Consider the following 26,741-nt stretch of genomic DNA (forward strand, 5'->3'; position numbering starts at 1 on the left):
CCGCGCACGCACCGGTACGGGGCATGGCCGCCCTGGTCGGCGAACTCGCCGCGATGCGCGAAGCCGCCGCCGCAGGCCCCTCGCCGGAGGCGACCCAAGCCCAGCACGCCCGCGGCAAGCTGACCGCCCGTGAGCGCATCGACCTGCTCTTCGACCCCGGTTCCTTCCGCGAGGTCGACCAGTTCCGCAAGCACCGGGCGACCGGTTTCGGCCTGGAGGACCGCACGCCGGCCACGGACGGCGTCGTCACCGGCTGGGGCACGGTGGACGGCCGGACGGTCTTCGTCTACGCCCACGACTTCCGGATCTTCGGCGGCTCCCTCGGCGAGGCGCACGCCGCGAAGATCCACAAGGTGATGGACCTGGCGGAAGCGGCGGGCGCGCCGATCGTCAGCCTCAGCGACGGCGCGGGCGCCCGCATCCAGGAGGGCGTCTGCGCGCTGGCCGGCTACGGCGGCATCTTCCGCCGCAACGCGCGTGCCTCGGGTGTCATCCCGCAGATCAGCGTCATCCTCGGCCCGTGCGCCGGCGGTGCCACCTACTCGCCCGCGTTGACCGACTTCGTGTTCATGGTCCGCGACATCTCCCAGATGTACATCACCGGCCCGGACGTGGTGCAGGCCGTCACCGGCGAGGAGATCACCCACGAAGCCCTCGGCGGCGCGGACGTGCACACCGGCATCTCCGGTGCGGCGACCTTCGTGTTCGACACGGAAGCCGAGTGCTTCGAGGAGGTCCGCCACCTCCTCTCGCTGCTGCCCTCCAACAACCGCGAACTCCCGCCCGTGGTCGAGCCCGGTGACGACCCGGACCGGCGGAACGACGTCCTGCTCGACCTCGTGCCCGCCGATCCCACCCGCGCCTACGACATCCGGGAGGTCATCGGCGAGGTGGTCGACGACGGCGACTTCCTGGAGGTGCACGCGAATTGGGCCTCGAACGTGGTCTGCGCGCTCGCCAGGCTCGACGGCAATGTCGTGGGAATCATCGCCAACCAACCCGCGGTGCTCGCCGGGGTGCTCGACATTCACGCGTCCGAGAAAGCCGCGCGATTCGTGCAGACCTGTGACGCGTTCAGCATCCCCTTGATCACGCTGGTGGACGTCCCGGGATTTCTGCCCGGCCGCGGGCAGGAGCACGACGGGATCATCCGGCACGGCGCGAAACTCCTGTACGCCTATTGTTGCGCCACGGTGCCGCGAGTGCAGTTGATCCTGCGGAAGGCCTACGGCGGGGCTTACATCGTGATGGACTCCCGTTCGATCGGCGCCGACCTGTCGCTCGCCTGGCCCACCAACGAAATCGCCGTCATGGGCGCCGAAGGCGCGGCGAACGTGGTGTTCCGCCGGGAGATCGCGGCCTCGGACGACCCGGCCGCCCTGCGCGCGCAGCGGATCAAGGAATACCGCCAGGAGCTGATGCACCCGTACTACGCGGCCGAGCGCGGGCTGGTGGACGACGTCATCGACCCGGCTCACACCAGGGTGGCACTGATATCCGCGCTGGCCATGCTCCGGTCCAAGCGCGTGGACCTGCCCGCGCGCAAGCACGGCAACCCACCGATGTGATGGACCACGTCAAAGCGGACGTGGTGCTGCTGCGCGGAGCACCCACCGACGAGGAGTTGGCCGCGCTGGTCGCGGCCCTGGCGGCCGTCCGGGACGTGCCCGCACCGCCGCCAACGACGCGCGTCCCCGCACCCTGGACGGCCGCGGGTCGCTACGCGCCGCCCCGGTCCTGGGCCGCGCGCACTTGGTCACCGTGAGAGTCCGGACGGGTCCGGACGCGGCGTGATCGGATTTGTGTTCGGAAATCCGGAAAAAGAGGATATCTCACAAAGCTGTCCGGGGAGGGGTGGGATAGGAGAAGTGCCGGGTCCGCATTCAACCCAGTAATCGTCGGCTTGCCCTGCCCGATCCCGTGCGCTTGACTGTCGGGAGGGTTCGGTCGTCGTCTCTGGGGGATAGGACCAACCGATGAGTAATGCTGAGATTCGTGGACCATTGCTGGCCAGGCCCTCGCTGGTGAAGCGCATGCGCGCCGCCCACGTCGAGATCCTCGAAGATCTGTCCGATGGCATACTTGAAGGCAATGGGCCGCTGACGTCGGCCGGCCCGGTCAGCAGGCGGCTGTGGGTCTCCAGCGCCCGCACCGTCATGGAAGCGGGGCTGGACGTCTGGTCGGGCGCCGCCTCGTTGCCGGACCAGGACTGGAACATCCACGTCGAACTCGCCCAGGACGCCGTCGCCAACGGCCTGCCCCTCGGGCACGTCCTGCGTGGCATCGAGATCGGGTACACGGCACTGGTGACCGGGTACTGGCGGGTGGCCGAGCCCGGTGACCACACCGAACTCGTCGCCTACACGGCGTGGAACGGGAAACTGGCCGACAGCTGCCTGCAAGCGTTGCGGGACGGGTACTTCCTGTCGGTGAAGTCCGACGGGAGGGTCGAGGTCGCCCGCCAGGCGTTCCTCGAATCCCTCCTCGCCGGCACTCCCCGCGCGGACCTGGCGGTGAACGCCGGGCTGGCGCTCTGCCCCGCGTACCTCGTCATGGCGGTCCCGGCGCGGACCGTGGCCACCGACGCGTTCCCCCGCGACGTGCTCGTCAACCAGACCGAACGCGGGTCCATCGCCCTGTTCCCGACCGCCGACGCCCCGGACATGTGGGCGCGGACGGAGGCGCAGGCGCGGCGCTGCGCCCAGCTCAGCGGTGTCTCGTCGGTGATCGTCCTGGCCAGGGCGGCCGAGCCGCAGGGCATCCCGGCGGCGGTGGCCGACGCCGAACGCGCCTCGGTCCTCGCCTCGGCGCTCCAGCTGTCGGGTGTCGTCCGGCCCGAGACGCTCCGGATGGAGCAGGTCCTCGCCGAGGACGGGTTGCTGCGCCAGGACGTCAGCCAGGTGATCGAGCCGATCATGGACCAGTGCGACCTGATCACGACGCTGCACCAGCTCTACCAGACCGACCTCGACCGCAGCCGCACCGCCACGAGGCTGGGCATCCACCGCCGCACGCTGTCCTACCGGTTGCAGAAGATCGCGACGGTCACCGGTGTGGACCCGCTCAGCAGCCGCGGCATCAAGGCGTTCCAACTCGCCCTCGCGGCGCACCAGCTCGAAGCCGAGCGCCCCCTGCCGGAGTCCTTGCCGGAGGAGTTGCCCGTCCAGCGCGCGAAACCGGAGGAGCTGCCGGGCCAGCGCGCGAGCTGATCGAGCTCACGGAGCGTCCTTTGTGGACCCCGTGGTCTACGCGGCCTTCAGCATGCCGCCGTCGATGACGTAATCGGCGCCGGTGATCCAGGACGCCTCGTCCGACACCAGGAACGCCACCAGGTTGGCGATGTCCTCCGGCGTGCCGGTGCGGCCGACCGGGATGCCGCCGATCGACCGGATCAACGCGGCGCGGGCGTCGTCCCGGTCGGCGCCGGTGGCCGCGGCGATGCCGTCGATCACCCCGGCCACCGCCGAGGTCTCCGTCATGCCGGGGGAGACCCGGTTGACCCGCACGCCCTTCGCCGCCACCTCCTCCGCCAATCCCTTGCTATAGGTGGAAAGCGCGCCCTTGGCGGCCGAGTAGTGCAGCAGCGCCCCGACCGGGACGTGCGCCGACGAGGACGAGATGTGGACGACCACACCGGAGCCGCGCTCGACCATCGCGGGCACGAGCGCGCGGTCGAGCCGGACCGCGCCGAGCAGGTTCGCCTCCAGCACTTCCTGCCAGGTCTTGTCGTCGATGTCGAGGTAGCCGCCCGGCTTCGCCTCGCCGCCGCCCGCGTTGTTCACCAGGATGTCCACCCCGCCGAGCCGCCGGGTCGCCTCGTCCGCCAGTCGCCGCGCGGAGTCCGGGTCGGCGACGTCCGACGTCGTGAAGAGCACGCCCGGCGGCAGTTCGGTGGCGCCGGCGGATCGGGCGGTGGTCAGCACGACCGCTCCCGCCTCGGTCAGCTTGCGCACGATCGCCTCGCCGATGCCCCGCGTGCCGCCCGTGACCACCGCACGTCGTCCCGCCAAGTTATTTACCATGCGGTACAGAATCCAAGTTCTGTACCGATCGGTCAAGAACTTTGTGGCGGTGGTCACGGCCGGCGGGCGGAGTACCGTACTGATGAGTTCAGAATCGAGGTGACCGTGCGATGGCCGGTGGACGTCCCCGTGAGTTCGACGCCGACGAGGCCCTGGACCGCGCCCTGCGCGTGTTCTGGCAGCGCGGTTACGAGGGCGCGGCCCTGTCGGACCTGACCGCCGCGATGGGCATCAACCGCCCGAGCCTGTACGCGGCCTTCGGCAACAAGGAATCCCTGTTCCGCAAGGCGGTCGAGCGCTACACGGACGAGCAGGCCGCCCACGTGCGCGACGCCCTGCTCCAGCCGACCGCGCGGGCCGTGGCCGAGCACATGCTGCGCGGCGCCGCCGACGTGTCGACCCAGCCCGACTGCCCGCAGGGGTGCCTGAGCCTCCAGGGCGGCCTGGCCATGGGCGAGGCTTCCGAGCCGGCCCGTCAGCAGCTGGCCGACTGGCGCCGGACCGGGGAAGTCGGCCTGCGGGTCCGCTTCGAACGGGCACAGGCCGAGGGCGACCTGCCCGGGGACGTGGACGCGGGCGACCTGGCCAAGTTCGTGGCCGTGATCGCGCAGGGCATCTCGGTGCAGGCCGCCGACGGCGTGAGCCGCGAGCAACTGCACCGCATGGTCGAACTGGCCCTCCGCGCCTGGCCCTCCTGAGGAGCGCCGGACGTCGGGCACGACCCGGTTGTGCCGGCCGCTCCCCGTGGGGACGCGCTCAGCGGCGGCGCTTCTTCAGGTACGCCGCCAGTTCGTCGTACGCGCCCGCGTCGTTGCCGTACATCGCGTAGTTCCGGGCCGTTTCCATCCACTCGCCGATGCTCGGCCGCACGGACTTCGCCGCCTCCTGGAGGTGGCGCTGGGTGATCGGCTGCACCCGGCCGGACGCCATGGACGCCTCCATGGCCGTCTCCGTCGCCTGCTCGCAGATCAGCGCCAGGTCCGCGCCGGACATGCCGTCGGTCCCCTTGGCGATCTTCCCCAGGTCCAGGCGCTCGGTCGGACGGCCGCGCAGGTGCAGCCGCAGGATCGCCTCCCGGGCCTCGACGTCCGGCGGCAGCACCAGCACGGTCCGGTCGAACCGGCCGGGGCGCAGCAACGCCGAGTCGATGTCCCACGGGTGGTTGCTCGCGGCCAGGACGAACAGGCCCTCGTTGTCGGTGCTCGCGCCGTCGAGCTCGGACAGCATCTGGTTCACGACACCGCGCATGGACGACCCGCCGCCGCGCAACTCGACCGCTTCTGGCCCAACGCGTCCATCTCGTCGAAGAACAGCAGGCAGGGCCGGTTGCGGCGGGCGGTGTCGAAGATGCTGCGCAGGTTCCGCTCGCTGCTGCCGATCCACATGTCCAGGACGTCGCTGAGGCCGATCTCGTAGAAGCTCGCGCCCAGCTCACCCGCCAGCGCGCGGGCGATGAACGTCTTGCCGCAGCCGGGAGGTCCCCACAGCAGCAGACCGCCGCGCAGGGACTTGCCGAACTCCATTCGCAGCTCGGGGTTGCGCAACGGCGTCAGGAACGACAGGTCCAGGCGCTTCTTCACGTCCGCGAGGCCGCCGACGTCCGCCAGCGTGAGCCCGGCCTGCCCGAGCGTGCCGATGGCGGGTTCCGCGAGGGGCTCGCTCTCGGACCACTGCTGGAAGATCTCGTCGGCCGTGTCCGGCACGGCGCTCGCCGCGGTGTGCGGCGCCACCGAAGCAGGTGTCGGCGTGACGGGCTGAGGCGTGACGGGCTGGGGCGTGGCGGGCTTCGCGGCGGGCGGCGGGTCCGCCGGGTCCAGGGCGTCCGCGAGCCGGCCGTAGGACGCAGCCCTGGCCTCGTCGCCGAGGGCGCTCGCCGCGGCGGCGGCGGTGCGCAGCGCCTCGACGTGGTCCGGCACGGCGCCGAGCACCGCGGTGGCGTTGGCCAGCGCTTCGTCCGGGCGGCCCGCGTCCAGCAGCAGGCGGGCGACGTGCGCCCGCACCGGGTGGTTGGCGGGATCCGCGGTCAGCGCGCCGAGCAGTGCCTCGATCACCGGGTCATGCGTCACGCGCGGAACGGTACCCGATCGTATTCTCCTTACTTTGACCAGCGACTTCCCCTGTCTCTACGGTATGCCGGACGAGTACGGCGCAGCCGGGGTGGGGGATGGACGAGACTGCTGGTGTTGCGGTGCAGCGTGGTCAGGCGCTGCTCGACCTCGGCCGGGCGCGGGAGGCGGAGGAGCAGTTCCGCACCGCGCTGGCCGCGGCTCCCGGTGAACCCACGCTGCACGCGTTGCTGGCCCAGGCCCTCCTGCGCCAGCAGCGCTACCAGGAGGCGCACGACGTCAGCCGCGCGGCGGTCGGCGCGGCCCCTGAGCACGTGATGGCCTACTCCACCCTCGCCGCGTCGCTCGCCGGGCTGAAGCGCCTGCCCGAGGCCGAGGAGGCGGTGCGGCACGCGCTGGCCCTGGCGCCGGAGGCTTCGGTGCTGTACGTCCAGCAGGCCTACGTGCTGTTGGCGCAGGACCGGCCGGCCGACGCGCTCGTCAGCATCGACCGGGCGCGCGCCCTCGACCCGGAGGACGCCGACGCCGCCGCGGTGCAGGCCGCCGTGCTCTTCGAGTCGCACCGGTTCGAGGACGCCGATGCCGCGGTGGACGAGGCGCTGCGCCTCGACCCGGAGAACGTCGACGCCCACCGCATCCGGGGTCTGCTGGCGCTGCGCCGCGGCGGCGGTGAAACGGCGGTCCAGGCGCACCGCACCGCCCTGCGCCTGTCGCCCACCGATTCGGACGCCCGTGAGGGCCTGTCCGTCGCGCTCAAGTCCCGCAACCCGCTCTACGGCCTCATGTTGCGGTACGGCATGTGGCTGAAGACGCTGCCGACCGGCATGCGCCTGCTGGTGCTGTTCCTGCCGTTCATCCTGACCCGCGTGCTGCGGCCGTTCGAGGGTCAGGCGTGGGCGAGCGTGCTGCTCGTGGTGGTGATCGCGGCCGTCGTGCTCAGCTGGAGCCTCGAACCGCTGATGAACTGCGTGCTGCTGCTCAGCCGCGAACGCCACCTGCTGAACCGCACGGCGCGGTTGTCGACCTACGCCTTCCTCGGGTTCGCGGCGGCGGCCCTCGGGGTGCTCGCCGTCGGGGTGGACACCGGTCCGGCGCGGTTGCTGACGCTGGCCCTCGGCTTGTGCCTGTGGGCGATGGCCATCGGCTCCGCGCACACCATCCGGGCGGACCGCCGCAAGATCCTGGCCATCGGCGCCGGGGTGGCGGCCGTCGTCGCCGTGATCGCGTTCGCCGGGGCGGTGGGCGGCATCGGTGGCTTGACCGTCGCCGTGACGGCCGTGTTCCTGAGCGGCATCGCGGCCACCTGGTTCACCGTCTTCTCCTGATCCGCCGGCCGGTCACCCCCGGTCGGCGCGGCGGGTGTTCTCGACGATCGCGTCGAGGATTGTCGCCCACGCGCCGGGCGGGAGGTCGTGTCCCATGCCCGGGACGAGCAGGAGTCGCGCGCCGCTGATCGCGGCTGCGGTCGCCTCGCCGCCGGAGTGGTGGCACATGCGGTCCGCGGTCCCGTGGATCACCACCGTCGGAGCCGTGATCAACGCGAGTTGAGCGGTGCGGTCTCCCGCCGCCCGCACGGCCTTGTGCTGCCGCCGCCGTCCGCCGCGGTGGTCGGGGTCGCGGCGGAACGAGAGCGCGGTGGCCCGCCTGATCTCCTCAAGGTCCTGCTCGAAGCCGGGCGAGCCGATGGCCTCGAACACCCGCACCCGCCGCTCGACGGCCTCCTGCTCGGTGCGGGCGCCCCGGGCCAGCACGTGCCGGATCAACCGCAGCGAGGTGCGGCCCTTGCCGCGGCGGCCGGTGGTGGACATCAGCGACGCCAGGCTCCGGACCCGTGCCGGGTGGAGCGCGGCCATGACCTGGGCGATCATCCCGCCCATCGACGCTCCGACCACGTGGGCGCGGGCGACGCCGAGCGCGTCGAGGAGCCCGATGGCGTCGGCCGCCATGTCGGCCAACGAGTAGGCGGCTCCTGGCAGGTGGGTCGAGCGCCCGGCGTCGCGGTTGTCGAACCGGACGACGTGGAAACCGCGCTCGGCGAGCCGCACGCAGAACTCGTCGGGCCAGTGCACGAGCTGGAACCCCATGCCCATGACCAGCAGCAGCACGGGGTGCCGCGGGTCGCCGAAGGTCTCATGGCAGAGCTCGATGCCGTTGGCCGTCACGAAGTGTTCCGACGCGGTGGTCGTGACGTCTCGCATGGGTCTCCAACCCGGTCGAGTCCAGGAGCCCGGTCGGGCTAGGCCTGGTCGGGCTTGTAGCAGGTGTCGAAGCCGGCGGGCTTGGGCTGGTTGCCCGCGAGCAAGGCCACCACGTCCTGCTGCTTCAGGTTCTCCGGGTAACCGGGCCAGTCCGGCTCCTGGCCGTTGACGTGCAGCTCGTCGAGCCAGTAGCCGGACTGGCCGGACACCTTCTCGAACTCGAGGTCGCAACCCTTGACCCGGACCGTCACCTCCAGCACCTTCTGCGACGACTTGACCGTCCGCTTGCCGATCTTCTTGCTCTTCTTCTCGGACTCGCTGCGCGGCTCGCCGATGGTGCCGAAGCCCGCCGCCTTCAACTCCTCGACGAACTTGTCGTCGTTGCTGGAGCACGCCACCAGGGACGCGGCGCAGCCCAGTGCCAGCAGCACGGACGTGACCTTCGTGTTCATGGCGCACAGCAAACATGGGCGGCCGAAGTACCCGCGCCCCGGGTCACCCAACCGTTACCGCGCTGTGACCGTCGTCCCGGCTGCGGGCGTCCGGTCGGCCCAGCCCCGAACTCGTCCGCACGGCCGCGAAAGCGTTGAAAAGCAACGCTTTCCGCCGGGCTGATTACCTATTTGTGCGGTGGGTAACGAAACCGGCGGGGGTGAGCGAAACAGGGTCTGCACCCCAATCGGGCGCTGTCCGCCTTCGTCAGGAGAGCCCATGAGACGGTTCACCACCTTCGTCGTGCTGTTACTGGCCGCCGCCGTCGGCGGCGTCCCACCGGCGGATGCCGGCCCACTCGACCGGGTCACCCTGTGCCACTCGCCGGGCACCCCGGCCTAGAAGACGCTCACCCTGCCGGCGCCCGCCGTCGAGGCGCACCTGCGACACGGCGACCGGCTCGGGTCGTGCGAGGACGGCGTGCCGTGCGCCGCGCCGCCGCCGGTCCAGGAGATCCCGCCGGGCACCGAGCCGGCGGAGGAGCCCGAGTACGTCTCCGAGGCCGTCGCGGTGCTGGAAGGCGCGAGTGAGAACGGCTTCACCGCCGCCGGCGCGCCGATCACGCTCCGCCTGAGCTGCCCCACGCTCGACCAGACGACCGAATCCGTCGTCGTGTACGACAACGGCCTCCCGTTGCCCTTCTCGTCACTCGCCCTGACCGCCGACACCATCACCGTCACAGGCGGTCTCGGTGCCGGCCGCCACGAGCTCGCGCTGTCCGCGCTGGACGTGCACGGCTACGCGATCGAGGCGGACTTCGTGCTCTGGGTCGGCAACCACATGGTGCCGGTCCTCGTGCTCGACGCGAACGGCGCGCCCGTGGAGGGCGCGTCCGTGGTGGCCAAGCTGTCCGACGACCCGGACGTGTCGGCGACCCTCGTGACCGACGCGGCGGGCCGCGGTGCGTTCCCGAACCTGCCCAACCGCTCGTACAACGTGATCGCGAACGCCGCCGGCAACCGGTTCGCCACCCAGCCGACGAGCGTGTTCGACGGCACCGTCGTGCTGCGGCTGCTCGGCATCGGGGCGCCGAGCGCGGTGGACAACAACGACTTCTCGCAGGGCACGGCGGGGTGGGAGACCGGCACCGCGCCGGTCTCGGTGATCCCGCACGTCGAGGGCTCGCCGTCCGGGTTCACCGCCGCCACCCAGCCGAACGGGGCGCGCACCGAGGAGGCGTCGGCGCAGGCCACCGCCGCCATCACCGGATCGGCTCCCGCCGGGCTGTCGGCCGAGGCCGCCGACTTCGACCTCGCCCTGGACACCGCGGGCGAGGGGCAGCAGTCGATCTCGCGGACCTTCGACGTCGAGGCCGGGGTCAAGAGCGTGACCGTGCGGTACCGGTTCATCACCAGTGAGGTGCCCGGAGGGTGGTTCGGCAGCGAGTTCAACGACTTCTACAACGTGGCCGTGCGGTCGTCCCAGGCCTCCGGCGCGGTCTCCAACGGCAACAGCATGAACGGCCTCGGCCTGGCCGCGTTCGACGGCGGCGGCGCGACCGGCTGGAGCGAGTCCGAGCTGCCGGTGGACCCGCAGGGCGACACCGTGCGGGTGGACCTCGCCGTCGCGAACGTCGCCGACGGGCTGTTCGGCTCGCGGGTCGTGGTGGACGTGGTCGAGGAGAAGAAGCTGACCATCAGCCAGGTCCAGCTGCGGGACATCGACAACCAGGCCCTCCAGTTCCTCAGCGCGTCCGACCACGCGTACTTCGGTGGTCAGACCCGCGTGCACGGCACGATCACCGTGCAGGGGCCCAAGGACGAGTCGCTGACCGAGCTGGTCCTGGAGGTGGTGGAGGGCGGCACGACCGTGCGCGGCACCCTCGCCGCCGCCGTCCGGCCCGCGCTGGTGACCGCGTTCGGCGACGACGAGGAGAACAAGATCACGACCAACCAGTTGCTGTTCGAGGTGCCTGCCGGCCTGCTCGACGCGGTCGACCAGGCCGCCAACGGCCAGTTGACGCTCCGCGTGCGGGCCACGTCGTCCAGCGGGGAGACGGCCGAGAAGGACGCCGGCACCGCGACCAAGCTCGTGCGGTTCACCGGCGCCAACCGCTACGGCGGTCGGGACGGTGCGGTCGGCGGCGACGACTGGGCGCTGCCCACGGTGCGCGCGTTCATCGACGGCGCGGGCCAGACGTGGGGCGACTTCTCGAACATGAACGGCGGACCGTTCGCGCCGCACGCCTCGCACCGCGTCGGCACCAGCGCCGACGGCTGGTTCACCGGCTACAACAACCGTGACGCCACGACCGCCGCGACGATCATCGACCAGCTCAACGCGCACGGCACCGACATCCGCTCGGTGTACGTGACCTTCGCGGCCGGGAGCGCGTTCGCCCAGGCCATCGCGAACGTCACGCTCGCCGACGGTCGCGCGGCCACCGCGGTGATCCGCAACATCGGCGGCCACACCACCCACTTCCACTGGGAGGTCAACCCCTGACGGCCGGAGGGGGACGGCCGGGTGGCCGTCCCCCTCCGTGGTTGTCGGAACGCTGTCGTCGTCAGGACGCCGTGGTCAGAAAGAAGCGACGTTGAGCAGCGGTTCGTGCGTGGCGTCCGGGTCGGTGGCCGTGCTCCAGGTGCCGGTGCCGGCCGCTCGGAGGGCGGACTTCACCGTGTCGGGCGACGCGGTCGCGTGCGTGGCCACGTAGAGCGCCGCGCCACCGGCGACGTGCGGGCTGGCCATCGACGTGCCCGAGATCGTGTTGTAGCCGCCGCCCTTCCAGGTGGACAGGACGCAGACACCGGGCGCGATGAGGTCGACGTCCGCGCCGTAGTTGGAGAAGTCCGCGAACGTGTCGTCGACGTCGGTCCGGCAGGTGGCCGCCGCACCGCCGCCCGCCAGGCCGTTGAAGTCGGCCAGCGCGCTGACCGTGATCACCTCGTCGTACGCGGCGGGCACGAAGGTCGCCGAGTCCGCCGCGCTGTTGCCGGCGGCCACGACGTAGGTGACGCCCGCCGCGACCGAGCGGCAGATCGCCTCGTGCAGCGCGTCCTTGTTGCTGCCGCAGGCGCTGTCGCTGCCGGACCCGCCGAGGCTCATGTTGGCGACCTCGATCTCGTCGGCGTGCGCCGTCACGTAGTCGATGCCGCAGATGATGTCGGACCAGGTGCCGCTGCCCTGGTTGTTGAGCACCCGGACCGGCCAGATCCGGGCGCCGGGCGCGACACCGACGACGCCGTCACCGTTGTCCAGCGCGCCGATCGTGCCGGCGACGTGGGTGCCGTGGCCGTTGCCGTCGTCGGCGCTGCGACCGCTGGAGCAGTTCTTCGCGCCGGCGGTGTGCACGTTGAGGTCGGGGTGGTCGAGGTCGACGCCGGTGTCGATCACCGCGACGTCCACGGCCACCCGCTGGTCGGTGCCGTCGATGGCGGCGGTCGCGCTCAGTTCGGCGTCGACCCGGTTGACGCCGGTCGGCGTGGTCTGCGCGGTGGTGCTCGCGACGCCGTCAGGCTGGACCAGCACCACCCGCGGGTCCCGGGCAAGGCGGGCCGCGGCGGTGGCGGTCATCTTCGCCGAGTAGCCGCGCAGGGCGCTGGAGTAGACGTGGTTCACGGCGGTGCCGTGGTCGGCCGACACGGAGGCGGCTTCGACACCGCCGTCCAGCAGGACGATGTACCCGCTGGTCCGGGTGTCGGCGTTGGCGGCGGCAGGGAGGACGGCGGCGAACAGGGTGGCTGCGATCAGCGACTTGCCGAGTAGGCGGCGCATGGCACTCCTGAAGGGGCAGGTGCAGGGGCAACGATGTTCTCATTGCCCGGCGCCCGATCCGTTGCGCCGTTCAGGCGATATCCGCCGTCTCAGACGGCGACGAGCTCGCAGTTCGTCAACGTCACCCGGTCACCCAGGCCCTGGCCGACGTAGTAGCCGGCGGAGACCAGCGCACTGCGGTAGACCGCTCCGGCGGGGCCGCTCCAGTAGTCGTTGTACAACTTGCCGTCCACGACGGCGAACCGCGCCGTGTACGCCGACGCCCGGTAGTACCAGCCCGTTGCCTTGAGGCACAGGTGGTTCCCGTCCTCTTTGATCAACCACTTCGCCCAGCCCCGGCTGTCCACGTCCTGCAACTGGAACTGGCACGCGGCCTCCGCGTAGCCGATCATGACGATGTAGTCCCAGAACGACTGGCTCGCATTGGGTCCGAGGGGGCTCAGGTACCCGACCAGGTCCTCTCCGGACTCACCGAGGTAGTTGGCCTTGAGGCGGTACCAGGTGTTGGGGTCTGCCGCCGCCACCACGCCGTCGGGCAGGGGGAGGGGAGGGCCATCGGGGGTGAACGGCTGGTCGTTCTCGGACGGTGATCTGGAGGGGTCCGCCATTGATCTCACCCTTTCGGGATTGGTTGCTGAGTCAGGGGGTGATGGTCACAGCAGAGTGCTCGCGAATCCGGCCCGGAAGCAATATCCCTCCACTGTTGTCACCCGGTAGTGGCGGAATTTCCCTGCCCCGACTGCGATGGGTCGACCTTCAGGTGTCACTCACTATAGCTTCAGTGTTGACTGAATCTAGCCGGTTCGGGCGTTGGCCCGGCGGAGGCGTTCGACGGCCTGGACGCGGAGGGCGTCGCAGCACAGCGGGGTGGTGCCGTGGACGGCTTCCCAGCGGGCGTTGTGCGCCGCCGGCCACAGGCTGGCGGCCCACGCGATCTCCCGCTCCTCCGCGGTGAACCGGCGGCCCCGGAAGTCCTGGTAGGCCGCGAGGAACGCGGCGGAGCTGTCGATCGGGGCGAGGGTCGGCGGCGTGGTGCTGGGGAACGACCCGCACGCCGCACCCGCCAGCGCGGCCTCCGGCAGCCACGCCAGGCTGTCCCAGTCGTGCACGGCCCACACCTCCCCGCCGTGCCAGCGGAGGTTCTGGGCTTCGAAGTCGGCGTGGCCCAGCACGCGCGGCAGGTCGGCGGCCAGCAGCCGCTTGCGGGCCAGTGCGGCCGTGTCGACGACGTGCGCGGGCACGGCGTCCTGGTCCCGGTCGTCGAGCACGCTGACCGGCGGCCACAGCCCTGAACCCGTGTGGTCCCAACGCGCCCAGCGCGGGTTCGGCAGCGGCGGCGGGACGGTCACGTCGGCCAGTCCGGCCATCAACCGGGCGAACACCGCCGCGTAGCGCACGGCGACGTCCGGCGAGTCGCCGCGCAGCAGATCACCGCCGGCTCGCGACTCCTCGGCGTGCACCGCCAACGCGCCGACCCGGACCGCGGGCGTGAGCGGTCGGGCGCACGGGAAGCCCCGCTCCGCCAACTCGGCCTGCGCGGCGACGCACGACGCGGCCCGCCCGTCGTCCTCCCGCGCCTTCACCACGACGTCCCGCGCGTCGGCCAACCGCAGCCCGAACACCGTCGACATCTGCCGCAGTGCGAACAGCACGGCGACCGGCTCGGCACCCAGGTGGTCCGCGCACCAGCCCGGCAGCCAGTCCGGCAGGTCGTCCAACGGCATGGGGCGACTGTGCCACGGGCGGGCGGCTCAGCGTTCGGTGGCGGACCGGAATTCGAGGAGGCAGCGCTCGGCGGTCAGCGTGGTCACGGTGTCGAGGACCAACCCGTGCGGTGCGGCGAGCGCGCGGAACTCCTCGAGCCGGCGCTCTCGGCCGCCGTAGTGCACGAGCATGACCAGGTCCATCTCGCTGGCGGCGTGAAGCCCTCCGACCGCTTCGACGACGAGGACGCGGCCTGCCGGTCCGGCGGCCTCGACGCAGCGGGCCAGGATGCGGTGGGCGTGCTCGTCGTCCCAGTCGTGGAGGACGTCGAACAGCAGGTAGGCGTCCGCCCCTGCCGGGAGCGGGTCGAAGAAGCTGCCCGCGGTCACCTCGGCTCGGCCGTCCAGTCCGTTGGCGCTGAAGGTCTTCCCGGCTTCGACGGCGGTCGCTTCGAGGTCGACCAGGTGGCCGCGCAGCGAGGGGTGGGCGGTCAGGATCGCGGCGAGCGGGGTGCCGTGGCCGCCGCCGACGTCGACGAGGGTGCGGAACCGGGACCAGTCGAAGCCGGCGACGACCTGCGGCAGCTGCGCGCGGATCCGCTGGGTCATCTGCCGGTCGAACGTCTCGCGGAGGTGGGGGTGTTCGGTGAGGTCGGCCCAGAAGTCCTGGCCGTAGCGGAGCGGGTAGGCCGCTTCGCCGGTGGCGATGCTGTGGGCGAGTTCGACGAAGGACAGCTCGGCGCGGCCGGCGGCGGACTCCAGGTGCAGGAGGTTGGCCAGGCCGTTGTCGGCGTCGGCGCGGAGGTTCGCCCCGAACTCGGTGGTCCGGTAGCCGGCGGGCGTCCGTTCGACGATGCCGAGGGTCGTGAGGTGGCCCAGCAACAGGGTGAGCGCGACCGGTGAGACGTCCAGCTCGGCCGCGACCCGGTCGGCGGCGGCGCCGTCACCGAGCAGGCGGTCCGGCAGGCCCAGCGTCACCGCGACCCGCAACGCCATCGGAGTAGCCAGCCCGGCCATGCGCCGGATTTCGTCCACACCTCGTTCGTGGTCCACGGAAATCCACTGTGGCACGCCTGTCAATCGGGATCGGCCTCGTGACCGGGCCGGGACCTCGTTGTCGGGTGTTCACCGGACACCGGGACGGCCGACGCCCGCGTACGCTCGGCACCCGGGAGCCGCCGGTGCATTTCCGCCTGCGCACCGCGTCTTCGTGGGGTGGGCGCGGTATGCGGTCGGGGCGGGCTTGCCCAGAGCCCGCCCGGAGCCCGCCCAGAGCCTGTCCGGTGCCTGTCCGGTGCTGTCGCCACGATGCGTGGGTGTCCATCCACAAGTGTTACGCGAAGGCCTTCGTGAGGAGGTTCGATGACGCACCCCGGTGCGCCACAGCAGTTCCCGCCGCACGACCCGCGGTTTCCTCCGCAAGGGCAACAGCAGTACGGGCAGCCCTCGCAACCGGGCCGGCACCCACATCCAGGGCAGCACTCGCGTCCGGGTTCGCCGTTTCCGCAGCAGCACCCGCAGCAAAGCGCCGACGACGCACTGCTCATCGAGCAGAAGAAGATCAAGTGAGCGCGGAGGTCGTCGTCCGCTACGGCGCGACGGCGCCGGCCACCGCGGCGATCGGCAAGGTGGAGCCGAAAGAGGACTGACGTGCGCGCGGACCCGTCCCGGAGGTCTAGGGTGGCCGGGTGGAACACCGCGAGTCCGTCGACCGGCAGGTGGCCTTCGGCACGGCCCGACTGGCTCCGGCCCCGTACCGCCCGGCCGGTTGGCTGCTCACGGTCGACGGCACCCTCCAGTCCTTTGTGGATCTGGCCGATCCGACGTACCTGCACCTGTCCTACTCCGAGTGGTGCGCCCGGGTGCTCGACCTGCACTGGCCCGCCGGTGAGCAGGTGTCGGCGCTCCAGGTCGGCGGAGGTGGTTTCACGATCCCGAGGTACCTGGCCGCGACCCGACCGGGTTCACCGCAGACGGTCTACGAACTGGACGGCCCGCTGGTCGACCTCGTGCGCTCGCACTTGGACCTGGACGCGATCGCGGACCTCCGGGTGCGCGTCGAGGACGGCGAGTCGGGAATCGAAGGCACCCCCGACGCCGCCGCCGACGTGGTGGTCATGGACGTCGCCCGTGCGGGCTCGGTGGCGGTCCACTTGGCCGCCGTCGAGTTCCTGCGCGAGATCGCCCGGGTCCTCCGCCCCGGCGGCCTCTACCTGGGCAACATGTGGTGCGAGGCGGACATGACCCTGGCCCTGCGCGCCGTCGCGTCCCTCACCGAGGTGTTCCCGCACGTCGTGCTCCTCGCCTCACCGGGCATGCTCCTGGGCAAGTCCGCGGGCAACGTGGTCCTGGCGGCCTCCGACCGCGAGTTGCCCCACCGGGCCGTCAGCGCGTGGGCGGAGGCCGCCGGCAACCGCGTGTTCTGCCTGACGGCCGACCAGTTGGCGGCTTTCCGCGGTGTCGCGCCTCCGCTGACGGTGGACCACCCGGCGGATGCGGTCACCCCCGTGCCCCGCTGGAACCGGTAGGAACCTGTGGATCGCCGGTGCCCTTAGCGGGGTCACGGGGAGACCGGGTATCACCAGGTGACCGGGAGCTCGTCGACGCCGTAGATCACCGCGTCCGCCTTGAAGGACAGCTCGTCGACCGGTGTGGCGAGCCGCAGGGTGGGGATGCGGCGGAACAGCGTGTCGAAGACGACCTGGAGTTCCATCCGCGCCAGGTTCTGGCCGAGGCACTGGTGCGGGCCGAAGCCGAAGGCCAGGTGGTGGCGGGTGCCGCGGCCGACGTCCAGTTCGCCGGGGTTCTCGAACACCGCGGGGTCCCAGTTGGCCGACAGCATCGACACGATGACACCGTCGCCGGCGCGGATGGTCGCGCCGCCGATCTCCACGTCCTCCACGGCCACCCGAGTGGTCACCAGGTCGGCGATGGTGAAGTACCGCAGCAGTTCCTCGACCGCCATGGGCGTCCGACCCGGGTCGGCCTTGATCAGGGCCAGTTGTCCCGGGTCCGAGAGGAGGGCGACCACGCCGAGCGAGATCATGTTCGCGGTGGTCTCGTGACCGGCGGTCAGCAGCAGGAACGCCGTGCTCACGAGTTCCGAGTGGTCGAACGTGCCGTCTTCGCGCCGCCGGGTGATCTGCCGGCTCAACAGGTCGTCGCCGGGTGCGGACTCCTTGCGGGTGACCAGGTCGTCCAGGTACTCGTGGAGTTCGGCGAAGGCGCGCCCGCGCTCCTCCGGCGCGGAGGTGCGGCGGACGGCCACGGCCGTGCGGCTCTGGAAGAAGTCGTGGTCGGCGTAGGGCACGCCGAGCAGCTCGCAGATCACCAGTGACGGCACCGGCAGGGACAGCGCCCGCACCAGGTCGACCGGGCGCTCGTCGGTGGCGAGCACCTCGTCGATGAACCGGTCCACGATCTCCTGGATGCCCGACCGCAGCTCGGCCAGCCGCTTCACGGTGAACTCGCTGATCAGCGGACGCCGGGCGGCGGAGTGCTCGGCGCCGTCCATGCCGACCATCAGCGGCGGCCGGCTGCGGAGCTGCCGCAGGGTCGCCGCGTCGGCGTTGACGATCGGGAAGCCCTCGTTGCGCCGGTCGGAGGAGAAGCGGCGGTCGGCGAGGACGTCACGGCCTTCCTCGTGGCCGGATACCAGCCACGCGTCACCGCTCGCGAGGCGGACCTTGGTGATCGGTCCCCGTTCGCGAAGCCGTTCGTAGGCGGCGGGAGGGGCGAACGGGCAGTCGCGGTCGACCGGGAACTGCGGGTCGGAAGCGCTCGTCGTCATGCGTGGCTCCCGCTCTTCTGGCCGAGTGCGCCGTGCGCCTCCATCGACAGGTGCTCCCAGTCGTCCCACGTCTTGAGCCGGTCGGCGTAGACGTGCCGGAGCTGTTCGTGGAATCCCTGGCCGAAGAGCACGCGCAGGGGCGGGTCGTCGGAGTCGACGATCTTCAGGAGTGCCTGCGCCGCCGTGGTCGGGTCGCCGGCGGGCATCTTCGCGCCAAGCCCGGCGAGGCGTCGGCGCAGGGGGTCGTAGACGGGGTTGGGCTCGGCCATGTGACCGTTGGCGAGTGGATCGGGGTTGTTGCCGTCCCTGGTGGCGAAGCCCGCGGGCTCGACCACGGTCACCTTGACGCCGAAGGCGGCGACCTCCTGGGAGAGGGTGTCGTTGAGGGCTTCGACGGCCCACTTGGAGACGTGGTACGCGCCGCCGAGCGGCATGGAGAGCAGCCCCGCGATCGAGGACAGCTGGATGACGTGCCCCGATCCCTGCGCGCGCAAATGGGGCAGCACGGCCTGGATGACCCAGAACGCGCCGAACAGGTTGGTCTCCAGCTGGTCGCGCAGTTGCCGCTCGCTCAGCTCCTCGATCGCGCCGATCTGCGCGTAGCCCGCGTTGTTCACGATGACGTCGAGCCGGCCGAAGTGCTCATGCGCGCGCTCGACGCCCTCGAAGACTGCGGCCCTGTCGGTCACGTCCACTTCGAGCGGTAGCACCGCGTCTCCGTAGGTGGCGACCAGGTCATCGAGACTTCGGGTGTTCCGGGCGGTCGCGGCCACCCCGTCGCCGCGGGACAGGGCGGCCTCGACGAACTCGCGTCCCAGACCGCGCGAGGAACCGGTGACGAACCAGGTCTTGCTCACGATGACTTCCGTTCTGCCGTTGTGGGTTGTCGGTCATGAGGCACCGGTGACCTCGTTCCTGTGACAGCACATCGGCGTGACGGCCGACACACGCGCTGTGACCGGTGGCCGCAGGGGAGGAGTCCGCGATAATCAAGCTCTGAGAAGTGCGCTGGAAAAAACTTCGTCGGGGATGTCGAGAACCCGCGGACGGCTCCGTCCCTGAAGCGAACACGGCCACAGCGGGCCGTACGCATCGAGGAGACCATGATGGCCAAGTACCTGCTGCTCAAGCACTACCGCGGCGCGCCGGCGGCGGTCAACGACGTGCCGATGGACCAGTGGACGCCGGAGGAGGTCACGGCCCACGTGCAGTACATGCAGGACTTCGCCGACCGGCTGGAGACCACCGGCGAGTTCGTCGACGGGCAGGCGCTCGCCCCGCAGGGCACGTTCGTCCGCTACGACGGCGAGGGTCGCCCGCCGGTCACCGACGGTCCGTTCGCGGAGACCAAGGACCTGATCGCCGGCTGGATGGTGATCGACGTCGACAGCTACGAGCGGGCGGTCGAGCTGGCCGGTGAGCTGTCCGCGGCTCCGGGCGCGGGCGGGAAGCCGATCCACGAGTGGCTGGAGCTGCGCCCGTTCCTCTCGTCGCCCCCGACCATCACGGAGTGACACCTGTGGACGAGGCCCTGCTGAGGACCCTCACCCCGGCCGTGATCGGCGTCCTCGTCCGCCGCGGAGCAGACTTCGCGGCGGCCGAGGACGCCGTGCAGGACGCCCTGGTCGAGGCGGTGCGTGTGTGGCCCGACGACTCGCCGCGCGACCCCAAGGGCTGGTTGGTCACGGTGGCCTGGCGCAAGTACCTCGACGCCGTCCGGGCCGACACCACCCGGCGGAACCGCGAGGTGCTCGTCGAGAGCGAGCCCGTGCCGGGTGAGAGCGAGGCGGTGGACGACACGCTCCAGCTGTACTTCCTGTGCGCGCACCCGTCCCTGACACCGACGTCGGCCGTCGCGCTCACGTTGCGCGCGGTCGGCGGCCTGACCACGCGGCAGATCGCGCAGGCGTACCTGGTGCCGGAGGCGACCATGGCGCAGCGGATCAGCCGGGCCAAGCGGACCGTCTCGGGTGTCCGGTTCACCCGGCACGGTGACGTCGCGACGGTGCTGAGAGTCCTCTACCTGGTCTTCAACGAGGGCTACTCCGGTGACGTCGACCTCGCCGCCGAGGCGATCCGGCTCACCCGCCGGCTGGCGGCCACGACCGACGACGAGGAGGTCGCGGGTCTGCTCGCGCTCATGCTGCTCCACCACGCCCGACGTCCGGCGCGGACCACTCCCGACGGCAGGCTCGTGCCCCTCGCCGACCAGGACCGCGGCCTGTGGGACGTCGGCATGATCGCCGAGGGCGTCGACGTGCTCCAGTCGGCCCTCGGCCGTGACCGCCTGGGGGAGTTCCAGGCGCAGGCCGCCATCGCCGCGCTCCACGCGGATGCCCGGACGGCCGAGGAGACCGACTGGGTGCAGGTCGTCGAGTGGTACGACGAGCTGGTGAGACTCTCCGACAGCCCGGTCGCCCGCCTCAACCGGGCCGTCGCGGTGGGGGAGGCCGACGGTCCGCGAGCCGGCCTGGCAGCCTTGGCCGAACTCGACCCAGCCCTGCCCCGCTACACGGCCGTCGCGGCGTATTTGCACGAGCGTGACGGCAACCCGGTCACCGCGGCACGGCTGTACGCCGAAGCCGCCCGAGCGGCGTCCAACCTCCCCGAGTGCGCCCACCTCACCCGACAGGCCGCGCGGCTCAACGCGGAGATGCGCAGGTGAACGACACGGCAACCGACCGCCCTCGGCCGCCGGACACGTGGTTGACCACCGGACCGCCGCCGCAAGGACTGCCGTCCGGACTGCGGCCCGGACTAGCGCCTGGCCGGCGGCTGGCTCTGCCGCCTGGCATGCCGTTTGGACTGCGGCCCGCCCTGCGGCCCGCCCTGCGGCCCGGCCGGCGGTCCGGCCTGTCGCCTGGACTGGCGCCTGGCCGGCGGTTCGGCCTGTTGCCTGGACTGGCGTTTGGACTGCGGCCTGGCGTGCCGTTTGGACTGCCGTCCGGACTGGCGCCTGGCCGGTGGTCCGGCCTGTTGCCTGGACTGGCGTTTGGACTGCGGCCTGGCGTGCCGTTTGGACTGCCGTTCGGACTGGCGCCTGGCCGGCGGTTCGGCCTGTCGCTTGGCCTGGCGTTTGGACTGCGGCCTGGCCTGCCGTCCGGCTTGCCACTCGGTCTGCGGCTCGGACTGCCGCTGCCCAGACGGCCCGGTCTGCGGCCCGGACTGGTGCCGCACCACCAGCCCGTGCGCCAGCGTGGCGGCGGCGAGCGCGAAGGGCCCGGCCAGCCGCCTGGACCGGCGAGCGCGGCGTTGAGCAGCCTGATCCCGGGCATGCCCAGGCGCTGTACCACCAGCCGCGCCGCGCCGTGCACCCCACCCCGCGACCGGGCCGTTCGACCACGCCCGGCACGCTTGCCACCGGCCCTGTCGTATCCGCGCGGGGGTTCGACACGCCCAGCACCGAGGATCGACACGTGACCCTTCCCTACGCGCCCGACGACGACCACGCCGCCGACCGCTTCGTCAACATCGCCCTGCGCAGCCGCGACCCCGAGACCTGGCGGCTGCTGGCCTCCGACGCCTACGTCGAGCAGACCGACCGGGTGCTGCGCGCGATGCTGGACCGGATCGCGGCGACGCGGGTGCACCGCACGGCCGAGCGCGCCACCGCGCGGGCGCGGGCGCTGGACGGGGAGATCACCCAGGCCGAGTACCAGCGCGACGCGGCCGAGGACGCCACCAAGGCCACCAAGGCCGCCCACTTCGAGACGTTGGTGCGCGAGCACCACCGCCTGATCGCGTCCGCGGCCCGCCGGCTGCGCGGTGACGACGTCCGCGACGAGCTGACGGACCTGGTGCTCGCCCTGGCGTCCGCCGTCGACGCCCACCGGACCGCCGTGCTCGCCGAAGGCTTCGAACCCACCGCGACCGACCAGGCGTTGTGGGCGCGGCTGGCCACGCTCGACATGCCGGGCACGTCCGACGGCGAGGGGCGCACGTCGGTGGAGGAACTGGTCAAGCGGCACGCGGCCCGGCAGGACGACCTCGGGCACGTGCTGGCCGGGATCATCCTGGACGTCGCGGGCGACGCGCCCTCGGTCCCGCGCGCCGAGCTGCTGACCGAGTGGAAGAAGGCGGTCGCGCCGACCCTGCCCCCGGAGGAGAAGAACGAGTTCGCGTCCAAGGGCAAGGGCTCGCTGGTAACCGAGAAGCTCCGCAAGACCATGGGCCACCTGGAGCGGAAGGGTCTGGTCAAGCGCTCCGGCACGCAGGATGCGCAGCGACTCGACATCCTCGACCGCCCCGGCCTGGAGGAGCTGGCCGACCGCGGGACGCCGTGAGCGCCCGGACCGGCACCGCCTAGGCCACTCCCGTGTTCCGCTTCGCGGCGGACAGGATCGCGGAGCCGAGCGCGCCCTCCAGCTGCTCCCACCGCGTGACCAGGTCCGACATCATGAGCATCATGACGTCGGGGAAGGCGTAGAGGAAGCTCTGGTACCGGTAGTGGTCCAGGTAGTACACCACCACGTCGTCGTCGAGCGCCGTGACCGACGCGGTGCGGGCGTTGAAGAACAGGTCGTGGTGGCCGAGCACGGTGCCGCGTCCCAGGACCGCGCGTTCGTAGATGCCGCCGAAGTCGACCTCGACCTCGCCGCGGGCGACAAGGAACACGCCGTGCGCGACGTCGTCCTCGCGGCAGATGGAGTCGCCCGCGGTGAACGGGATCTCGTCGAACATCGAGGCGAGCGTCTCCAGCTCCGAGTCGGCCAGCGCGCCGAACAGCCGCACCCCGTGCGGGTCGACGCCCTCCTTCAGGCACGCCACCCGCTCGGTCAACTCGCGCTCGGTGATGTGCGTCATCCGCAGCCGCACGAAGCGCAGCATGCGGTCGGTGTTGCGCGACTGGCGGCGGGACGTCCCGGCGCTCGGCGGCGTGTAGACGGCCGAGTCACCGCTGATCCGCGCGGCTTCGCGGCGGCCCGACTCGTAGGCGCTGTGCACGCAGCCCCAGTGGTAGGGGTTGGTGCCCTCACCGGCGAAGAACAGCCGGTCGTCGACCGGTTCGGCGAGCGTGCCGATGTCCTTCGACGAGGCGTCGACGCCGATGCAGGTGTACGAGCCGCGGGCGAACGGGTCGCTGGACCACGCGGTGCGGGTGACGTGCTCGGGCTCGGGTGAGTCGGCGCCGAACATGTCCTTGACGACGGTGGTGGCGTAGCCGGCGACGTCCTCGTCCGACCAGGTCTCCATCCCGCGGCCGAGCGAGGCGCCCAGCAGCATCACCAGGACGGGCTTGCCGTGCGACTTCCACATGCTGATGACGACCGTGGGGTAGCGGTCGGTGTCGCGGCACAGGTAGCCGAAGACGTACTGGTCCGTCGGCCAGAACGGCTCGTCGTAGTGCAGGGCGATCTTGTTGAGGGTGCCGAAGCCCAGCCGGGCGATCGCCGACCGCTTGGCCTCGGGCAGCGGCGGCTCGAAGCGCACCGCGTCCGCCTTGAGCACGCCCAGCGGCAGGGTCACCAGCACCTTGTCGGCCTCGAAGAGACCCTGGTCGGTCGTGACCCGAACCGGCACGGCGCCGCTGTCGATCCGCGTGACCACGTGGCGCAACCTGACGTCCAGCCCTTCGGCGAGGGCGTCGACGACCGACTGGTAGCCCTGGTGCAGGATGCTGTCGCCGTAGCCGTAGACCAGGTAGCCGTCCTCCCAGAACTTCAGGGACAGGTTGTCCGCGTCCTCGGCGACGTCCTCCCGCAGGATCACGTTGAGGTGGTAGCGGACCGCCTGCTCGTCGTCGGGCGGCAGCCGGCGCTCGGCGAGGACCTGGCGGATGGCCTCACCGAGCGGGATGTCCGGGTGCTGCCCCTTGCGCGCGGTCTCGGCCCGGTGCTCCAGCTCGTGCAGCACGTCGTCGGCGAGTTCCAGGGTGCGGCTCTTGCGGCGGTGGTTCGCCAGGCGGTTGTCCGCGCCGAACATGTCCAGGCTGTCGAAGCCGCCCGTGTAGGCGCTGTCGCCGCCGACGTAGCTGTAGGGGATGCCCAGGTCCTCGACCAGCTCGGTGATCGGGTTGCCGTCCGTGCCGTGGATCCAGTGCGCGCCGAGGTCGACCCCGTGCTCGTCGGTCCAGATCCGGCCGCCGACGCGGTCGCGCGCCTCCAGGACGGTCACGGGGTGGCCGAGTTCCCGCAGTGCCCGCGCCGCCGCCAGCCCCGCCATCCCGGCACCCACGACCAGGACGGTCGCTAACCCGTCCGCGTGACCTCTTCCGGCCATGACCTGATTGTCGGGCACCCGGTACGGGCCCGGACAGTACCGGATCGTGTGGTTGCGGCCGACGCGTCCGCCGCGCCGGCCGCGACCGCACCACCGCTACTTCAAGCGCACCGGCAGGGATTCGTGGCCGTTGGAGATGAACGACTGGCTCGGCCTCAGCTCGTCCGGGGCCACCGCCAGTTCCATCTCCGGGAACCGGGCGAACAGGGCCGGCAGGGCGATCTCCGCTTCCATCCGGGCCAGCGGGGAGCCCAGGCAGTAGTGGACGCCGTGACCGAAGGCCAGGTGGGTCTTGTCGGCCCTGGTGATGTCGAACTCGTCGGCGGTGTCACCGTGGACGGACTTGTCCCGGCCCGCCGCCGCGTAGGCCGCCAGGATCGCCTCGCCCTTGCGGATGACGACACCGCCGCCGATCTCGATGTCCTCCACGGCGTACCGCAGGGGCAGGTTCGCGACCGGCGCCTGCCAGCGCAGGGCCTCCTCGATCACGTCACCCCAGCTGCTCGTCCCCGCGCGGACCGCGGCCAGCTGCTCCGGGTGGGTCAGCAGGGCCGTGATCGCCTGGTCCAGCAGGTTCACCGTGGTCTCGTAGCCCGCCGAGATCACCAGGATCAGGGTGTCGACGAGTTCGGCCTCCTCCAGCCTGGAGCCGTCGTCCTCCCGCACCGCGATCAGGCTGCTGGTCAGGTCGTCACCGGGGTTCTCCCGCTTGGCGGCGACCAGCTCGTGCATGACCCCGTACAGCTGCACGGCGTTCTCCTGGGCCGCTTCGGGCGTGATCGCGGTGTTGAAGACGCCGTCGACCACCTTCCGCAGCCTCGGGCGCGCCTCGTCCTCCACCCCGAACAGCTGGCAGATGACCTCGATCGGCACCGGGTAGGCGTACCCGTCCCGCAGGTCGACCGGCTGCTCCGCCGCGTCGAGCGCGTCCAGCAGCCGTTCGGTGAGCTGCTCGATCCACGGCCGCATCGCCTCGACGCGCCGTGGCGTGAACGCCTTGGACACCAGCGAGCGGAGGCGACGGTGGTCGGTCCCGTACGCGGTGAACATGTTCTGCACCGACACCCACAGGTGCAGCGGCCAGTCCTCGGAGATCTCGCCGCTGGTGTACGCCGGCCAGTGCTGCCGCGGGTCCTTCGAGACCCGGGGGTCGCCGAGCAGGTCGCGTAACGTCTCCTGCCTGGTCACCGACCACGCAAGAACCCGACCAGGGAGCGCCACCAGGGTCGCCGGGCCTCGGGCGGAGATGGCTGCGGACTCGGCGTGGATGTCACGGCCGGTGGGGTCGAGGACGATGGGTTCGGCTGGACGTTCCAACGGGTTTCTCCAGGTGACTCGTCGGGTTGGACGGGCACGGCCACCGGCGTGAAACGCACCGGGAGCGCGGTGAGCGCGCGGTGGAACGGACCGGGACGCCAGACCAGCTGGTCGACGGGGACGGCCAGCCGCATGTCCGGGAGCGCGTCGAGGATCTTCTCGATGGCCACCGACGCGATCAGCCTCGCCTGCTGCTGGGCCGGGCAGGCGTGCACCCCCGCGCTCCACGCGAGGTGGGCCCGGTTGCCCGAGCGCTGCTGGGTGGCCAGCGCCGGGTCGTTGTTGGCCGCCGAGAAGCTGATCACCACGGGCTCGGCGGAGGGCAGCCGGACACCGGCGAAGTCCGTGTCCTCGACCGGGTAGCTCGCCGAGTAGTTCGCCATCGGCGGGTCGGTCCACAGCACCTCGTCCAGCGCCTCCTCGACCGGCAGGTTGCCACCGGAGAGGTCGCCGGCGAACCGGTCGTCGGCCAGCAGCAGCCGGATGCCGTTGGCGATGAGGTTCTGCTCCGGCTCGGTTCCCGCGCCCATCAGCAGGATGAGCTGGTGGATCAGTTCCTCGTCGTTCAGCCGGGCCGGGTGGGCCATCATCCACGAGGGCATGTCGTGGTCGGGCTGCTGCCGCTTGAGCGCGATCAGCTCCAGCATGCAGTGCGTCAGGTCGGCGTTGGCCTGCTCGGGGTCGACCATGTCGAAGATGGCGCTCATGGCGGCGAGCAGCCGGTCACCCAGCTGCGGCGGGCAGCCGTAGAGGTGGTTGAACATCATCAACGGCAGCAGCTTCGCGTACTCGTTGAGCAGGTCGGCCTCGCCGTTGGCGGCGAACCGCGCGATCAGCCGGTCCGCGGTCTCCTCGACCTGCGCGCGCAGCGCGTTCGGGTCGACCCGGGCCAGGCTGTCGGTGACCACGGCGCGCAGCCGCGCGTGGTGGGCGCCGTCGGTGAACAGGCAGTTCGGCCGGTACATCATCATCGGCAGCACCGGGCAGTCCGGCGGCATCTTCGCCTGCCACCGCCGCGGGTCGCGCGGGAACGCGCTGGGGTTGCGCAGGACGTCCAGCGCGGCGGCGTAGCCGACGACGAGGTTGGCGGGCACGCCGGGTGCCAGCTCGACCGGTGCGACCGGCCCGTGCTCGCGCAGGGCCCGGTACGTCGCGGCCGGGTCGGCGGCGAACTCGGGGCCGTACAAGGGCATCCGGCCGTGGTGTGCGGGACATGC

The 26,741-nt window shown here is 71.5% G+C and carries 25 protein-coding genes; 11 read left to right on the plus strand and 14 right to left on the minus strand.

Features of this window, described 5'->3' with window-relative positions; all coding sequences use genetic code 11:
* Positions 1-23 precede the first annotated feature (23 nt).
* The 3 genes from OQ02_RS17685 to OQ02_RS17695 all read left to right on the plus strand — a co-directional run bounded on the left by OQ02_RS17685 (position 24) and on the right by OQ02_RS17695 (position 3,209).
* A complete protein-coding gene (locus OQ02_RS17685) occupies positions 24-1,568 on the plus strand; it encodes an acyl-CoA carboxylase subunit beta (protein ID WP_051772476.1) in 1,545 nt (514 codons plus the stop codon).
* Positions 1,568-1,765, plus strand: a complete 198-nt coding sequence (locus OQ02_RS17690; protein ID WP_156077114.1) for an acyl-CoA carboxylase epsilon subunit — start codon at positions 1,568-1,570, stop codon at positions 1,763-1,765. Before OQ02_RS17685 ends, OQ02_RS17690 begins: the two co-directional genes overlap by 1 nt.
* A gap of 268 nt (positions 1,766-2,033) precedes the next feature.
* Positions 2,034-3,209, plus strand: a complete 1,176-nt coding sequence (locus tag OQ02_RS17695; protein ID WP_156077115.1) for a PucR family transcriptional regulator — start codon at positions 2,034-2,036, stop codon at positions 3,207-3,209.
* Positions 3,210-3,245: 36 nt separating this feature from the next.
* On the opposite strand, the gene OQ02_RS17700 is transcribed toward OQ02_RS17695, so the two are convergent.
* Positions 3,246-4,010 carry an SDR family oxidoreductase gene (locus OQ02_RS17700; protein WP_231500089.1) on the minus strand — a complete coding sequence of 255 codons (765 nt, stop codon included), beginning with the start codon at positions 4,008-4,010 and terminating at the stop codon, positions 3,246-3,248.
* 122 nt (positions 4,011-4,132) lie between these two features.
* On the opposite strand from OQ02_RS17700, the gene OQ02_RS17705 reads away from it, so the two are divergent.
* Positions 4,133-4,720, plus strand: a complete 588-nt coding sequence (locus OQ02_RS17705) for a TetR/AcrR family transcriptional regulator (RefSeq protein ID WP_033439552.1) — start codon at positions 4,133-4,135, stop codon at positions 4,718-4,720.
* A gap of 58 nt (positions 4,721-4,778) precedes the next feature.
* Here OQ02_RS17705 and OQ02_RS46690 read toward each other — a convergent pair whose 3' ends face one another.
* Positions 4,779-5,270 carry an AAA family ATPase gene (locus OQ02_RS46690; RefSeq protein ID WP_197043381.1) on the minus strand — a complete coding sequence of 164 codons (492 nt, stop codon included), beginning with the start codon at positions 5,268-5,270 and terminating at the stop codon, positions 4,779-4,781.
* A complete protein-coding gene (locus tag OQ02_RS46695) occupies positions 5,255-6,088 on the minus strand; it encodes an AAA family ATPase (RefSeq protein ID WP_197043382.1) in 834 nt (277 codons plus the stop codon). The genes OQ02_RS46690 and OQ02_RS46695 overlap by 16 nt, the downstream gene beginning before the upstream one ends.
* Before the next feature lie 98 nt (positions 6,089-6,186).
* Between OQ02_RS46695 and OQ02_RS17715 the strand changes: the two genes are divergently transcribed.
* On the plus strand, positions 6,187-7,413 hold the full coding sequence (locus OQ02_RS17715) for a tetratricopeptide repeat protein (protein ID WP_081915726.1): 1,227 nt from the start codon (positions 6,187-6,189) through the stop codon (positions 7,411-7,413).
* A gap of 12 nt (positions 7,414-7,425) precedes the next feature.
* On the opposite strand, the gene OQ02_RS17720 is transcribed toward OQ02_RS17715, so the two are convergent.
* Both OQ02_RS17720 and OQ02_RS17725 read right to left on the minus strand, forming a co-directional pair.
* Positions 7,426-8,286, minus strand: a complete 861-nt coding sequence (locus OQ02_RS17720; protein WP_051772462.1) for an alpha/beta fold hydrolase — start codon at positions 8,284-8,286, stop codon at positions 7,426-7,428.
* A gap of 38 nt (positions 8,287-8,324) precedes the next feature.
* The gene (locus tag OQ02_RS17725) at positions 8,325-8,738 is read right to left on the minus strand and encodes a hypothetical protein (RefSeq protein ID WP_033439554.1); all 414 of its coding nucleotides are present in this window, start codon (positions 8,736-8,738) and stop codon (positions 8,325-8,327) included.
* Positions 8,739-8,997: 259 nt separating this feature from the next.
* Between OQ02_RS17725 and OQ02_RS46700 the strand changes: the two genes are divergently transcribed.
* Together OQ02_RS46700 and OQ02_RS17730 are read left to right on the plus strand one after the other, a co-directional pair.
* Positions 8,998-9,120: a hypothetical protein gene (locus tag OQ02_RS46700; RefSeq protein WP_269321623.1), complete on the plus strand. Its 123-nt coding sequence runs from the start codon at positions 8,998-9,000 to the stop codon at positions 9,118-9,120.
* Between the two features lie 78 nt (positions 9,121-9,198).
* Complete coding sequence (locus OQ02_RS17730) at positions 9,199-11,223, plus strand: carboxypeptidase-like regulatory domain-containing protein (RefSeq protein WP_033439555.1); 2,025 nt, start codon at positions 9,199-9,201, stop codon at positions 11,221-11,223.
* A 75-nt stretch (positions 11,224-11,298) separates the two neighbouring features.
* Here OQ02_RS17730 and OQ02_RS17735 read toward each other — a convergent pair whose 3' ends face one another.
* The 4 genes from OQ02_RS17735 to OQ02_RS17750 all read right to left on the minus strand — a co-directional run bounded on the left by OQ02_RS17735 (position 11,299) and on the right by OQ02_RS17750 (position 15,215).
* The gene (locus tag OQ02_RS17735; RefSeq protein WP_033439556.1) at positions 11,299-12,495 is read right to left on the minus strand and encodes a S8 family peptidase; all 1,197 of its coding nucleotides are present in this window, start codon (positions 12,493-12,495) and stop codon (positions 11,299-11,301) included.
* Between the two features lie 89 nt (positions 12,496-12,584).
* Complete coding sequence (locus tag OQ02_RS17740; RefSeq protein WP_033439557.1) at positions 12,585-13,103, minus strand: hypothetical protein; 519 nt, start codon at positions 13,101-13,103, stop codon at positions 12,585-12,587.
* 186 nt (positions 13,104-13,289) lie between these two features.
* A complete protein-coding gene (locus OQ02_RS17745; protein WP_033439558.1) occupies positions 13,290-14,219 on the minus strand; it encodes a phosphotransferase in 930 nt (309 codons plus the stop codon).
* Between the two features lie 27 nt (positions 14,220-14,246).
* On the minus strand, positions 14,247-15,215 hold the full coding sequence (locus tag OQ02_RS17750) for a methyltransferase (protein ID WP_051772477.1): 969 nt from the start codon (positions 15,213-15,215) through the stop codon (positions 14,247-14,249).
* Positions 15,216-15,886: 671 nt separating this feature from the next.
* Between OQ02_RS17750 and OQ02_RS17755 the strand changes: the two genes are divergently transcribed.
* A complete protein-coding gene (locus OQ02_RS17755) occupies positions 15,887-16,726 on the plus strand; it encodes a spermidine synthase (protein ID WP_033439560.1) in 840 nt (279 codons plus the stop codon).
* 50 nt (positions 16,727-16,776) lie between these two features.
* On the opposite strand, the gene OQ02_RS17760 is transcribed toward OQ02_RS17755, so the two are convergent.
* The gene (locus tag OQ02_RS17760; protein ID WP_033439561.1) at positions 16,777-17,988 is read right to left on the minus strand and encodes a cytochrome P450; all 1,212 of its coding nucleotides are present in this window, start codon (positions 17,986-17,988) and stop codon (positions 16,777-16,779) included.
* Positions 17,985-18,845 carry an SDR family NAD(P)-dependent oxidoreductase gene (locus OQ02_RS17765; protein WP_033439562.1) on the minus strand — a complete coding sequence of 287 codons (861 nt, stop codon included), beginning with the start codon at positions 18,843-18,845 and terminating at the stop codon, positions 17,985-17,987. The genes OQ02_RS17760 and OQ02_RS17765 overlap by 4 nt, the downstream gene beginning before the upstream one ends.
* A gap of 249 nt (positions 18,846-19,094) precedes the next feature.
* Here OQ02_RS17765 and OQ02_RS17770 point away from each other — a divergent pair, with 249 nt between their 5' ends.
* The 3 genes from OQ02_RS17770 to OQ02_RS17785 all read left to right on the plus strand — a co-directional run bounded on the left by OQ02_RS17770 (position 19,095) and on the right by OQ02_RS17785 (position 22,271).
* Complete coding sequence (locus OQ02_RS17770; RefSeq protein ID WP_033439631.1) at positions 19,095-19,502, plus strand: YciI family protein; 408 nt, start codon at positions 19,095-19,097, stop codon at positions 19,500-19,502.
* A gap of 5 nt (positions 19,503-19,507) precedes the next feature.
* Entirely contained in the window at positions 19,508-20,653 is a 1,146-nt protein-coding gene (locus OQ02_RS17775) for an RNA polymerase sigma factor (RefSeq protein ID WP_033439563.1), read from the plus strand.
* A 751-nt stretch (positions 20,654-21,404) separates the two neighbouring features.
* On the plus strand, positions 21,405-22,271 hold the full coding sequence (locus tag OQ02_RS17785; RefSeq protein WP_033439565.1) for a hypothetical protein: 867 nt from the start codon (positions 21,405-21,407) through the stop codon (positions 22,269-22,271).
* Between the two features lie 19 nt (positions 22,272-22,290).
* Here OQ02_RS17785 and OQ02_RS17790 read toward each other — a convergent pair whose 3' ends face one another.
* The 3 genes from OQ02_RS17790 to OQ02_RS45810 all read right to left on the minus strand — a co-directional run bounded on the left by OQ02_RS17790 (position 22,291) and on the right by OQ02_RS45810 (position 26,717).
* Positions 22,291-24,207 (minus strand): FAD-dependent oxidoreductase, encoded by a 1,917-nt coding sequence (locus tag OQ02_RS17790; protein ID WP_033439632.1) that lies wholly within the window; start codon positions 24,205-24,207, stop codon positions 22,291-22,293.
* A 96-nt stretch (positions 24,208-24,303) separates the two neighbouring features.
* Positions 24,304-25,455, minus strand: a complete 1,152-nt coding sequence (locus OQ02_RS17795; RefSeq protein ID WP_063747097.1) for a cytochrome P450 family protein — start codon at positions 25,453-25,455, stop codon at positions 24,304-24,306.
* Positions 25,392-26,717, minus strand: a complete 1,326-nt coding sequence (locus OQ02_RS45810; protein ID WP_231500090.1) for a cytochrome P450 — start codon at positions 26,715-26,717, stop codon at positions 25,392-25,394. The genes OQ02_RS17795 and OQ02_RS45810 overlap by 64 nt, the downstream gene beginning before the upstream one ends.
* Between the last annotated feature and the right edge of the window lie 24 nt (positions 26,718-26,741).

The organism is Saccharothrix sp. NRRL B-16314 (assembly GCF_000716595.1).
GTDB lineage: Bacteria > Actinomycetota > Actinomycetes > Mycobacteriales > Pseudonocardiaceae > Actinosynnema.

Excerpts from the sequence above, each read along its gene's own strand:
- OQ02_RS17685 (WP_051772476.1), top strand. The coding sequence starts at position 24 with ATGGCCGCCCTGGTCGGCGAACTCGCCGCGATGCGCGAAGCCGCCGCC.
- OQ02_RS17690 (WP_156077114.1), top strand. The coding sequence starts at position 1,568 with ATGGACCACGTCAAAGCGGACGTGGTGCTGCTGCGCGGAGCACCCACC.
- OQ02_RS17695 (WP_156077115.1), top strand. The coding sequence starts at position 2,034 with ATGCGCGCCGCCCACGTCGAGATCCTCGAAGATCTGTCCGATGGCATA.
- OQ02_RS17705 (WP_033439552.1), top strand. The coding sequence starts at position 4,133 with ATGGCCGGTGGACGTCCCCGTGAGTTCGACGCCGACGAGGCCCTGGAC.
- OQ02_RS46690 (WP_197043381.1), bottom strand. The coding sequence starts at position 5,270 with ATGCGCGGTGTCGTGAACCAGATGCTGTCCGAGCTCGACGGCGCGAGC.
- OQ02_RS17715 (WP_081915726.1), top strand. The coding sequence starts at position 6,187 with ATGGACGAGACTGCTGGTGTTGCGGTGCAGCGTGGTCAGGCGCTGCTC.
- OQ02_RS17720 (WP_051772462.1), bottom strand. The coding sequence starts at position 8,286 with ATGCGAGACGTCACGACCACCGCGTCGGAACACTTCGTGACGGCCAAC.
- OQ02_RS17725 (WP_033439554.1), bottom strand. The coding sequence starts at position 8,738 with ATGAACACGAAGGTCACGTCCGTGCTGCTGGCACTGGGCTGCGCCGCG.
- OQ02_RS46700 (WP_269321623.1), top strand. The coding sequence starts at position 8,998 with ATGAGACGGTTCACCACCTTCGTCGTGCTGTTACTGGCCGCCGCCGTC.
- OQ02_RS17735 (WP_033439556.1), bottom strand. The coding sequence starts at position 12,495 with ATGCGCCGCCTACTCGGCAAGTCGCTGATCGCAGCCACCCTGTTCGCC.
- OQ02_RS17740 (WP_033439557.1), bottom strand. The coding sequence starts at position 13,103 with ATGGCGGACCCCTCCAGATCACCGTCCGAGAACGACCAGCCGTTCACC.
- OQ02_RS17745 (WP_033439558.1), bottom strand. The coding sequence starts at position 14,219 with ATGCCGTTGGACGACCTGCCGGACTGGCTGCCGGGCTGGTGCGCGGAC.
- OQ02_RS17750 (WP_051772477.1), bottom strand. The coding sequence starts at position 15,215 with ATGGCCGGGCTGGCTACTCCGATGGCGTTGCGGGTCGCGGTGACGCTG.
- OQ02_RS17760 (WP_033439561.1), bottom strand. The coding sequence starts at position 17,988 with ATGACGACGAGCGCTTCCGACCCGCAGTTCCCGGTCGACCGCGACTGC.
- OQ02_RS17770 (WP_033439631.1), top strand. The coding sequence starts at position 19,095 with ATGGCCAAGTACCTGCTGCTCAAGCACTACCGCGGCGCGCCGGCGGCG.
- OQ02_RS17790 (WP_033439632.1), bottom strand. The coding sequence starts at position 24,207 with ATGGCCGGAAGAGGTCACGCGGACGGGTTAGCGACCGTCCTGGTCGTG.
- OQ02_RS45810 (WP_231500090.1), bottom strand. The coding sequence starts at position 26,717 with ATGCCCTTGTACGGCCCCGAGTTCGCCGCCGACCCGGCCGCGACGTAC.